The organism is Luteimonas sp. RIT-PG2_3, assembly GCF_054902115.1.
In genome coordinates this window covers 18,896-29,608 of the sequence record NZ_JBUBPF010000021.1, presented here as the reverse complement: position 1 = coordinate 29,608, position 10,713 = coordinate 18,896, and the positions used below count along the sequence as shown (strand labels likewise).

Here is a 10,713-nt window from a genome sequence, read left to right as displayed (position 1 = left end):
CGTATCGCCCGCGCCCGGACCCGGAGAGGAGATCGAACACCCACGGATCGGGGCTCCCGAACGTCCGCCTCCTGCCTTCGACAGCCCCCGCCACGACCGGCCCGGCAACCTGCCGCGAGGCCGCGTAGACGCTCGCCGGAGGCATGGATGAGACCTTTTACCGGAATGTTCCACGGGTCGATGTTCCACAACATTTGGCGTTGACAATTCCCCAGACCACGATATGTTGTGGCAGTCGGTTCCCGCGGCCACACACCGCGGGATGAAAAGGGAAGTCGGTGCGGAGCGCCTAGCCACGGTCGAGATGACCATGTAAGCGCTCTCATTCCGACACTGCCCCGCAGCGGTAGGTGGAAACGATGTCGCGAGATGCACTGGCGCCCACGCGCCGGGAAGCAGCGACTAGATGGCGACAGGCAAGCCCCCGGGGCGACGCCGGTCGCCGTGTCCACGAGTCCGAAGACCTGCCGACAACCGCGCGTATGCACACCGCGCGGTACCGGCCGCGGAATCTCCGGGGGGAGATGGCTGGTGAAGCGGGCACGGGACCGGTCCTTCGGGGGCGGTCGCAGGCCCTGCGACACCAAGCTTCGACTCTCGAATCACGCGAACGGACCCTGCCTGCGGGGAACAGGCTGGCCGCGTGCAATCTGCATGGAGGACGCATGACCCACAACGACACCCTCGCTGTTTCCGAGCCCGACGCCGCCGCATCTGCCGGAGTTTCCGCCGGAACCCAGGCGCCCAGCGCCGCAGACACGCGACCGCCCTCGCCCTTGCCCGCCGCCAGCCCCGTGACATCCGCCCTTTCCCCTGATGTCGGCGATGCCGACTCCGACGACGCCATCCCGTCGCCGCCCCAAGCCAACACGATGCTCATCCAAGACACCCCTGCCAATACCGACGTCTCGACCTGGATCACCAAGGAGGCGGGCAACCGCCGCATGCCGTTCGACGCCGCGCGCCTCGAGCGCGCGATCGACTCGATCCATGCCGAATACCCCCACCTGGACATCGCCGACTACAAGCGCGGCGTGCTGGGCTTCATCGAACGCAAGGAGTCGGTCACCGCCGACGACCTGGTCGACCACCTGATCCGCGAAGCCGAGTCGCGCGTCGACCTGACCGCGCCGGACTGGGAATTCTTCGCCGCGCGCCTGTACCTGCGCCGCCTGTACAAGCGCGCCAGCCGCAACCGCTTCTACGACGCCAGCCTGCAGTACGGCTCGTACGTGGGCCTGCAGGAAAGCCTGGCCGACCGCAACGTCTACTCGATCGACATCCTGAAGAACTACTCGAAGGAAGAACTCGAAGAAGCCGGGCGCATGATCGAGCCCGAGCGCGACAAGCTGTTCGCCTACAACGGCCTGTACCTGCTGGCCACGCGCTACCTCGCCACCGATACCTCGCGCGCGGTCTATGAACTGCCGCAGGAACGCTGGCTGACGATCGCGCTCTACCTGATGCAGCACGAGCGCACCGCCGGCGAGAAGTCGCGCGAGCGCCGCATGCAGCTGGTGCGCGAAGCGTACTGGGCGCTGTCGAACCTCTACATGACCGTCGCGACCCCGACGCTGGCCAATGCCGGCAAGGTCGGCGGCCAGTTGTCGTCGTGCTTCATCGACACCGTCGACGACAGCCTGCAGGGCATCTACGACTCCAACACCGACGTGGCACGCGTGTCCAAGCACGGCGGCGGCGTGGGCGCCTACCTGGGTTACGTGCGTTCGTCGGGCTCGGCGATCCGCGGCGTGTCCAATTCGTCCGGCGGCGTGGTGCCGTGGATCAAGCAGCTCAACAACACCGCGGTGTCGGTCGACCAGCTCGGCCAGCGCAAGGGCGCGATCGCCGTCTACCTCGACATCTGGCACCGCGACATCGAGAACTTCCTCGACCTGCGCTTGAACAACGGCGACCAGCGCCTGCGTGCGCACGACGTGTTCACCTCGGTCTGCATCCCCGACCTGTTCATGGAAGCCGTCGAGCGCCGTGGCGACTGGTACCTGTTCGATCCGCACGAGGTCAAGCGCATCAAGGGCTGGTACCTGCAGGACTTCTACGACGAGAAGCGCGGCGACGGCACGTTCCGCCAGAAGTACGAGGAAGTCGTCGCCGACGAGCGCATCGGCCGCAAGACCATCAAGGCGATCGAGATCTTCAAGCGCATCATGGTCAGCCAGCTGGAGACCGGCAACCCGTTCATGTTCTACCGGGACGAAGTCAACCGGATGAACCCGAACAAGCACGAGGGCATGGTCTATTCCAGCAACCTGTGCACCGAGATCCTGCAGAACATGAGCCCGACGCGGATGATGCAGGAGATCATCAGCGGCAACCAGATCGTCACCACCAAGAAGGCCGGCGACTTCGTCGTCTGCAACCTGTCGTCGATCAACCTCGGCCGCGCGGTCACCGCGCAGCCCGACCTGCTCGCGCCCGACATCCTGGAGCGGCTGATCCCGATCCAGGTGCGCATGCTCGACAACGTCATCGACCTCAACGAGCTGCCGGTCCCGCAGGCGACGATCACCAACCAGAAGTACCGCGCGATCGGCCTGGGCACGTTCGGCTGGCACCACCTGCTGGCGCAGAAGGGCATCCAGTGGAATGCCCGCGAAGCCGAGGACTACAGCGACGAGCTGTACGAGCGCATCAACTTCCTGACCATCCAGGCGAGCATGTCGCTGGCCAAGGAAAAGGGCACCTACAGCGTGTTCCGTGGCAGCGACTGGCAGAACGGCGAGTACTTCCGCGCCCGCGGCTACAACAGCGCGCAGTGGCTGGACCTCGCGGCCCAGGTCGGCGTCAACGGCATGCGCAACGCGTGGCTGATGGCAGTCGCCCCGAACATGAGCACCGCGCAGATCGCCGGCTCGACCGCGTCGATCGATCCGATCTACAGCGCGTTCTACTACGAAGAGAAGAAGGACTTCCGTCGTCCGGTCGCCGCACCCGGCCTGTCGCTGGAAACCTATCCGTTCTACGAGAAGGGCGCCTACCACGTCGACCAGTTCGCCAGCGTGCGCCAGAACGCGCGTCGCCAGCGCCACGTCGACCAGTCGATCAGCTTCAACTTCTACGTCCCCAGCACGATCCGGGCCAGCACCCTGCTCGACCTGCACATGACCGCGTGGAAAGAAGGCCTGAAGACGACCTACTACGTGCGCTCCAACGACATCGACATCAGCGAATGCGAGTGGTGCAGTAGCTGACATCGCATTCGCGCTGTCGCTTCCACGGTTCGCCCAGCGAACCGTGGACCCTGCATCACCGGCCTCCACACCCCCGCGCCTGCGGCGCGCCCCCCCTGACTCAGGGGGGCTTTTCACCCGCAGGACTCCTTCGCAGGAAAGGGAAAAGGGGATAAGAGGTCGGATTCATTTTTCGAGATGTCACGGAACGTGCTGACCAGCATCGCGTGCATTGGCACCCACCGATTGTTTCGCGACGCGCCCTCCCTGTTCCGTTGCTTCTCTTCATCCGGAAACCCAAGACGACATGGCCACCCCGCTCGACCGCATCAAGATCCTTGAGCCCCGCCACCCGAACCGCTCGACCGGCATCATCAACGGCCAGACCAGCGGTATCCTGAACTGGAACGACATTCCGTACCCGTCGTTCTACCGGGCGTACAAGGAGCTCTCGACCAACTTCTGGATCCCCGATGAGGTCGACATGAAGGGCGACGCCCGCGGCTACGGCGAGCTGTCGGGACGCGAGAAGAACGCCTACGACTCGATCATCGGCCTGCTGGCGACGCTCGATTCGCCGCAGACGCGGTTCATCTACAACGTCGCCGAGTACATCACCGACCCGGCCGCGCACGCCAATGCCGCGATCATCGGCCAGCAGGAAGTGATCCACAACGAGAGCTACAGCTACGTGCTGGCCTCGATCGCCGGCCTGGCCGACCAGAACCGCGTGTTCGAACTCGCGCGCACGCATCCGACGATCATCGCGCGCAACGCGCCGATCATGGAGTCCTACCAGGACTTCATGCGCGAGCGCACCGCCGAGACGCTGATCCGCTCGCTGATCCAGTCGTCGATCCTGGAAGGCATCAACTTCTATTCCGGCTTCGCTTACTTCTACAACCTGGTCCGCCAGAACCGGATGACCGGCACCGGCAAGATCATCAGCTTCATCAACCGCGACGAGCTGGCGCACTCCAAGTTCATCAGCGAACTGATCCGCGCCATCGTCGGCGAGAACCAGTCGCTGCAGGGCGACGAGCTGACCGACTACGTGCACAAGGCCTTCGAGCATGCGATCGAGCTCGAGACCCAGTGGACCGCAGAAGTGCTGGACGGCATCGACGGCATCGACGTCGACGAGATGATCCGCTACGTGAAGTACCGCGCCAACAAGATGGCCGGCATGCTCGGCATCGAGAAGCTGTACGACAGCTCGAACGAAAACGTCATGCCGTGGATCAAGGCCTACGCCGACAACTTCACCGAGACCAAGACCGACTTCTTCGAGATGCGCAATGCGTCGTACAAGAAGACGAACTCCGACAACGGGTTTGATGACCTCTAGCACCATCCGGGTTCTGGAAACCGGGGATTGACCCCATGCGCATCCTCATCGCCTACAGCTCGTTGAGCGGCAACACCCGCGATGTCGCGCGGACGGTGCGCGCGCACTGCGAGGCGCAGGGGCATGCGGTGACCTGGATCGATACCGACATCCAGACGCTCGCCAAGGCCTGTCCCCAAGGCGCCGAGCACGACCTCTACTTGCTCGGCAGTTGGAGCGACAACGGCGGGCGCACGCCGCCGGAAATGAAGCGCTTCATCGCCGACCTCGTCGACGCCGTCGGCAAGCCCGAGCACCTTGCAGTGTTCGGCACCGGCGAGACCCAGTGGGGCATGGAGTACTACTGCGGCGCGGCACGGCGCATCGCCGCGTTCTTCGGCACGGTCCATCCGCGGCTGGAGATCGAGCAGATGCCGCATGGCGCGCAGGACGCGCTGAAGATCGAACGCTGGACCGACCACATCCTGAGTTGCACCGAGACCATTGCCCATGCAGACCCTGCACGCCTCATCGCCTGACGACTACGCCGCTGCCCTGGCCGCGCACCCGCGCCTGCTGGTGGACTTCTACAAGGACGATTGCCCGGGCTGCAAGATGCTCGACATGTCGCTGGCCAAGTTCGCCGGCACGGCCGACGCTGCCGACGTGGCACTGCTGAAGGTCAAGATGGAAATCGTCGGTGAGGATTTCTTCCGCGACCTCGGCCTGCGCCAGACCCCGACGCTGGCGCTGTTCAAGGATGGCGACGAAGTCGCGCGCCTGCCCGGCTTCCAGTCGCCGCCGCAGATCACCCAGGCCGTGCAGTCCAAGTTCGCCGGCTGAGGCACGCATGGTCCGGATCCAGTCCGCGAATGCCGACGACGTCGAGGCGATCTGCGCGCAACTGCGCGCGTTCAACCGCCAGGCGATCCCGGGTATGGCCTTCGTTCCGGTGCACCTGGTCGCGCACGACGCCGACGGCCACCGTGTCGGCGGGCTGGTCGGCGACATCTACCTGGGCTGGTTGTCGATTGACGTGCTGTGGGTCGCCGAGACGCACCGCCGCGCCGGCATCGGCTCGCAACTGCTGCGCGATGCCGAGGCGCTGGCCCTGGCCCAAGGCGCGCGCGGCGTGTTCCTGGATTCGTTCGACTGGCAGGCCGGCGATTTCTACCTGCGCCATGGCTTCCAGGTGTTCGGCCAGCTCGACGACTTCCCGACCGGCCATGCCCGTCGTTTCCTGCGTAAACCATTGACCGGACCGACCGCCGCGGCCGTAGCCGCCACGCAGATCGCCAGCGCCGCCTGCTGCTGAGAAGACCGCCGCTGCGCCGGCTTGCTGCCACCCGCTCCGAGTCACTCACCTGCCGCCTGCCGCACGTCCCGGCAACACGGGCCTGGACAGGCTGCCGGCGCGGACCGCCATCCACTATCATCGCCCGATGCCCAGCGACCACGTCCTGACCCTTTCCTGCCCGGACCGCACGGGCATCGTCTATCGCGTCAGCGAGCTGCTGTTCCAGTTCGGCTGCAACATCGTCGATGCCCAGCAGTTCGGCGATGAAGACAGCCGGCGCTTCTTCCTGCGCGTGCATTTCGAAGCGCCTCACGGCGACGACAGCGACGACATCCTCGAGACCCTTCGCACGCGCTTCGGCGTGCTGGGCGACCAGCACGCGATGGACTGGCAGATCCATGACGCCCGCCGCCGCGCGCGCGTGCTGGTGCTGGTCAGCAAGCAGGGGCACTGCCTCAACGACCTGCTGTTCCGCACGCACAGCCGGCAGTTGCCGATCGATCTGGTCGCGGTCGCCTCCAACCACCAGACGTTCTCGACGCTGACCGCGTCGTACGGCGTGCCCTTCCATCACCTGCCGGTCAATGCCGACAACCGCGTCGCACAGGAAGCCGCGCTGCTGGCCCTGGTCGAACGCGAGCAGGTCGACCTGGTGGTGCTTGCGCGTTACATGCAGATTCTGTCGCCGGCGCTATGCGCGGCGCTGTCGGGCCGCGCGATCAACATCCACCACAGCTTCCTCCCGAGCTTCAAGGGCGCGCAGCCCTACCACCAGGCGCACGCGCGCGGGGTCAAGATCATCGGCGCCACTGCGCATTACGTGACCTCGGATCTCGACGAAGGCCCGATCATCGAACAGGACGTCGCCCACGTGGATCATGCGCTGACGCCGCGCGACCTGGTCCGCGTCGGCAGCGACATCGAGTCGCAGGTGCTGGCGCGCGCGGTGCGCCGCCATGTCGAGCACCGCATCCTGCTCAACGGCCACCGGACGGTGGTGTTCCGCTGAGCGCGTCGGCGGTCGCCGCGCGCGCGCGCTCGTCACGGCTGCCGTCGCGCGCCCCATCGCGAGTCCGGTTGCGGTCCCGGCGATGCTCGCGCCACGATGAGGTCGCGAACGCCGCAATGAACAGCAGCGTCAGCAGCAGCACGATCGTCGGCGCCGGTGCGCTGTCGAGGAAGAAGCTCAGGTAGACGCCGGCCAGCGACGCCAGCAGCGATGCCAGGCTGGCGACCACCAGCATCCTCGGGAACGTGCGCGTCAGCAGGAACGCGATGGCACCGGGTGCGATCAGCATCGCGATCGCCAGGATCAGGCCGACCGCCTTGAGCACGCCGACCACCGTCAGCGACAGCAGCGCCAGCAGGCCGTAGTGCAGCCAGCGCACCGGCAGGCCGAGGCTGGCGGCATGCACCGGATCGAAGGCATGCAGCAGCAGGTCGCGCCAGCGCAGGACGATCGCCAGCACCACGACGACCGCGATCGTCGCCGACAGCCACAGGTCACCCGCATCGACGCCCAGCAGGTCGCCGAACAGGATGTGGTCCAGGTGCACGTCGCTGCGGGCCCAGGCATACAGCACCAGCCCGAACGCGAACATGCCCGAGAACACCACGCCCATCAGCGTGTCGTGGCGGATCCGGCTGTTTTCCTTCAGGTAGCCGATCGCCAGCGCGCAGCCCATGCCGGCGCAGAACGCACCGACCGCGTAAGGCAGCCCGATCAGGTACGCCGCGACCACGCCCGGGAACACCGCGTGCGAGACCGCATCGCCCATCAATGCCCAGCCCTTGAGCACTAGCAGGCACGACAGCAGCGCGGCCGGCACCGCGACCATCGCCGCGATCAGCAGCGCGGTGCGCATGAAATCGAACTGCAGCGGCGCCAGCAGCGCGTCGATCATGGCTGCACCGCCGGGGGCACGGAGGTTGGCGACACGGGCACGGGCGACGCGATCGATGCCGAGGCGTGGCGCGCGCGCCGACGCGAAGCCAGCACGCCATGGCGCGGCGCGAACACGAACGCCAGCAGGAACACCAGCGTCTGCAGCACGACGATGACGCCACCGGTCGCGCCATTGATGAAGTAGCTCAGGTACGCACCGACCAGGCTGGTCAGGCTGCCGATGGCGACGCTGATCGCCAGCAGGCGCGGGAAGCGATCGGTCAGCAGGTAGGCGGTCGCGCCCGGCGTGACCACCATCGCGATGACCAGGAACGCACCGACCGTCATCAGCGCCGCGACCGTGCAGGCCGACAGCAGCGCAAAGAACATCGCCTTGAGCCACACCGGATTCAGGCCGATCGAACGGGCGTGGCTTTCGTCGAAGAACACCACCATCAGGTCCTTCCAGCGCAGCAGCAGCACCGCCAGCGTGACGCCGCCGATCAGCGCCAGCTGCAGCGTGTCCTCGCGGGTGATCGCCAGCACGTTGCCGAGCACGATCGTCTGCACGTTCACCGCGGTCGGCGACAACGACACCATGAACAGGCCCAGCCCGAAGAACGACGTGAAGATCAGCCCGATCACCGCGTCCTCGCGCAGCCGCGTGCGCTGGTTGAGGAACATCATCGCCGCGGCCGCGAGCCCGCCGGCGAAGAACGCGCCGAGGGCGAACGGCAGGCCGAGCATGTAGGCACCGGCGACGCCGGGCACGATCGAATGCGACAAGGCATCGCCGATCAGCGACCAGCCCTTCAGCATCAGGAACGCCGACAGGAACGCGCAGACGCCGCCGACCAGCGCGCAGACCCAGATCGCGTTGAGCATGTACGCGTACTCGAACGGCTGCAGCAGCAAGGTCATGGATGCGGCTCTTCCGTCGCACGCGCGGTCGGCCGGCCTTCCACCAGGATCAGCGGCCGCTCGTCGTCGGTCAGGATGCCCAGCGCGCCGATGCCGCGATGGCCGCTGTCGCCGAAACTGAAATGCCGCAGCACGCCGCCAAAGGTGCGCTCCAGGTTGTCGCGCGTGAACACCTCGGCGGTCGGTCCACAGGCCAGCACGGTGCGGTCGAGCAGCACGGTGCGGTCGCAGAATTCCGGCACGCTGCCCAGGTTGTGGGTCGACACCAGCATGACGCGGCCTTCATCGCGCAGGTCGCGCAGCAGGCCGATGATCGCGTCCTCGGTGGTGACGTCGACGCCGGTGAACGGCTCGTCGAGCAGGATCACGCGACTGTCCTGGGCCAGCGCGCGCGCCAGGAACGCCCGCTTCTTCTGGCCACCGGACAGCTCGCCGATCTGGCGCTTGCGCAACGCGAGCATGTCGACGCGCCGCAGCGCAATGTCGACCGCTTCGCGATCGGCGCGCGAGGCGATCCGCAGCGGGCCCATGCGCCCCTGCCGGCCCATCATCACCACGTCCTCGACCAGCACCGGGAAGTTCCAGTCGACGTCCTCGCTCTGCGGCACGTAGGCGACCAGATTGGCCTTCAGCGCGACCGGCACCGGCTTGCCGAGCACGCGGATGCTTCCGCTGGACAGGCGCGCCAGTCCCATGATCGCGCGGAACAGCGTCGACTTGCCGCTGCCGTTAATGCCGACCAGCGCTGTGATCGAGCCCTGCGGGATGCTGAAGCTGGCCTGCTCCAGTCCGGTATGGCCATTGCGGTAGACGACCGTGGCGTCGTGGACGTCGAGGCCGAGCAACGCATCGGCGGCGGCAGTCACGTCGGGAGCGGCGACCGTGCTCACTGCTCCAGCCCCGTGGCGATGCGTTCCGCGGTGACGCGCAGCAAGTCCAGGTAGGTCGGCACCTCGCCGTCCGGTCCGCTCAGCGAGTCGACATAGAGCACGCCGCCGTAACGCGCGCCGGTTTCCTGCGCGACCTGCCTGGCCGGCGATGCCGAGACCGTGCTCTCGCTGAAGACCACGCCGATCTGCTCGGCGCGCATCGTGTCGATGACCTTGCGCACCTGCTGCGGCGTGCCCTGCTGGTCGGCATTGATCGGCCACAGGTACAGCTCCTTCAGGCCGAAGTCGCGCGCCAGGTAACTGAAGGCGCCTTCGCTGGTGACCAGCCAGCGCCGCGTGGGCGGCAGCGCGGCCAGGCGCGCGCGGATCGGCGCGAACGTGGCGTCGATCTTCTGCTTGTAGGCCTCGGCGTTGGCGCGATAGACCGCGGCGTTGTCCGGGTCGTGCGCGACCAGCGCGTCACGGATGTTGTCGACGTAGATGCGCGCCGCGCTCGGCGACATCCAGGCATGTGGGTTCGGCTTGCCGGTGTACGGCCCTTCGGAAATCCCCATCGGGGCGACGCCATCGCTGACGACGACACTGGGCACCTTGTCGAGACGGCTGAAGAACTGCTCGAACCAGCGTTCGAGATTGAGCCCGTTCCACAGGATCAGCTGCGCGCCCTGCGCACGCGCGAGGTCGCCGGGCGTGGGCTGGTAGTTGTGGATCTCGGCATCGGGTTTGGTGATCGACTCGACCACGGCGGCGTCGCCGGCGACATTGCGCGCGATGTCGGCGATCACGGTGAACGTGGTGACGACCTTGAACGGCGTCTTCGCGGTGGCATCGCCGGCCGTGTCGGGCCCGGTGGGTGCGGGGGCGCGACATGCAGCAAGCACCAACACGAGCGCCAGCGTCGCGAGCATCGCCAGCGCGTTTCGCCAGCGCGGAAGGACACCGCGGATATGCGTTGCGGTCATCGTCATTCTCCTTCGATCGACATCGGGTGCGGCGGCGCCATGCCGCAGCTGCCCGGCTCGGCTGGCGTGGCCGCGCCGCTGCGACAACGGCATCGGCAGGCGTCCACGTGGCTCGGGCGCCGGCTTCGCAGCCGTTGCCGAGCGTCAATATAGCAAATGCTATACCGTTAATCACATCCTTAGTTTGTGAGTGAACTCTCCACTTTCGATGCGGGATGTGCCTGGATTGGCGACAATGGC

10 protein-coding genes and 1 riboswitch are annotated in these 10,713 nt (G+C 66.6%); of the genes, 6 read left to right on the top strand and 4 right to left on the bottom strand.

Features of this window, described 5'->3' with window-relative positions; all coding sequences use genetic code 11:
• Nucleotides 1–219: 219 nt before the first annotated feature.
• Nucleotides 220–486, top strand: a riboswitch (cobalamin riboswitch).
• 179 nt (nucleotides 487–665) lie between these two features.
• The 6 genes from ACYX7E_RS18725 (at nucleotide 666) to purU (ending at nucleotide 6,824) form a co-directional block, all read left to right on the top strand.
• Nucleotides 666–3,212, top strand: coding sequence for a ribonucleoside-diphosphate reductase subunit alpha (locus tag ACYX7E_RS18725; RefSeq protein ID WP_462082131.1), 2,547 nt, complete (start codon nucleotides 666–668; stop codon nucleotides 3,210–3,212).
• A 286-nt stretch (nucleotides 3,213–3,498) separates the two neighbouring features.
• A complete protein-coding gene (locus ACYX7E_RS18720) occupies nucleotides 3,499–4,539 on the top strand; it encodes a ribonucleotide-diphosphate reductase subunit beta (RefSeq protein ID WP_462082130.1) in 1,041 nt (346 codons plus the stop codon).
• A 35-nt stretch (nucleotides 4,540–4,574) separates the two neighbouring features.
• Nucleotides 4,575–5,057 (top strand): flavodoxin, encoded by a 483-nt coding sequence (locus ACYX7E_RS18715; protein ID WP_462082129.1) that lies wholly within the window; start codon nucleotides 4,575–4,577, stop codon nucleotides 5,055–5,057.
• The gene (locus ACYX7E_RS18710) at nucleotides 5,029–5,361 is read left to right on the top strand and encodes a thioredoxin family protein (RefSeq protein WP_462082128.1); all 333 of its coding nucleotides are present in this window, start codon (nucleotides 5,029–5,031) and stop codon (nucleotides 5,359–5,361) included. The genes ACYX7E_RS18715 and ACYX7E_RS18710 overlap by 29 nt, the downstream gene beginning before the upstream one ends.
• 7 nt (nucleotides 5,362–5,368) lie before the next feature.
• Entirely contained in the window at nucleotides 5,369–5,833 is a 465-nt protein-coding gene (locus ACYX7E_RS18705) for a GNAT family N-acetyltransferase (protein ID WP_462082127.1), read from the top strand.
• Between the two features lie 127 nt (nucleotides 5,834–5,960).
• Complete coding sequence (gene purU, locus ACYX7E_RS18700; RefSeq protein WP_462082126.1) at nucleotides 5,961–6,824, top strand: formyltetrahydrofolate deformylase; 864 nt, start codon at nucleotides 5,961–5,963, stop codon at nucleotides 6,822–6,824.
• Here the strand turns inward: purU and ACYX7E_RS18695 are convergent.
• From ACYX7E_RS18695 to ACYX7E_RS18680, 4 genes are read right to left on the bottom strand one after another with little or no spacing between them, the layout of a single operon-like run.
• Nucleotides 6,793–7,719, bottom strand: a complete 927-nt coding sequence (locus ACYX7E_RS18695) for a metal ABC transporter permease (protein ID WP_462082125.1) — start codon at nucleotides 7,717–7,719, stop codon at nucleotides 6,793–6,795. The two genes, purU and ACYX7E_RS18695, sit on opposite strands and share 32 nt — an antisense overlap.
• Nucleotides 7,716–8,621, bottom strand: a complete 906-nt coding sequence (locus tag ACYX7E_RS18690) for a metal ABC transporter permease (RefSeq protein ID WP_462082124.1) — start codon at nucleotides 8,619–8,621, stop codon at nucleotides 7,716–7,718. Before ACYX7E_RS18690 ends, ACYX7E_RS18695 begins: the two co-directional genes overlap by 4 nt.
• Nucleotides 8,618–9,511 (bottom strand): manganese/iron ABC transporter ATP-binding protein, encoded by an 894-nt coding sequence (locus ACYX7E_RS18685; protein ID WP_462082123.1) that lies wholly within the window; start codon nucleotides 9,509–9,511, stop codon nucleotides 8,618–8,620. The genes ACYX7E_RS18690 and ACYX7E_RS18685 overlap by 4 nt, the downstream gene beginning before the upstream one ends.
• Nucleotides 9,508–10,473, bottom strand: a complete 966-nt coding sequence (locus ACYX7E_RS18680) for a metal ABC transporter substrate-binding protein (RefSeq protein ID WP_462082122.1) — start codon at nucleotides 10,471–10,473, stop codon at nucleotides 9,508–9,510. The genes ACYX7E_RS18685 and ACYX7E_RS18680 overlap by 4 nt, the downstream gene beginning before the upstream one ends.
• Nucleotides 10,474–10,713: the final 240 nt, after the last annotated feature.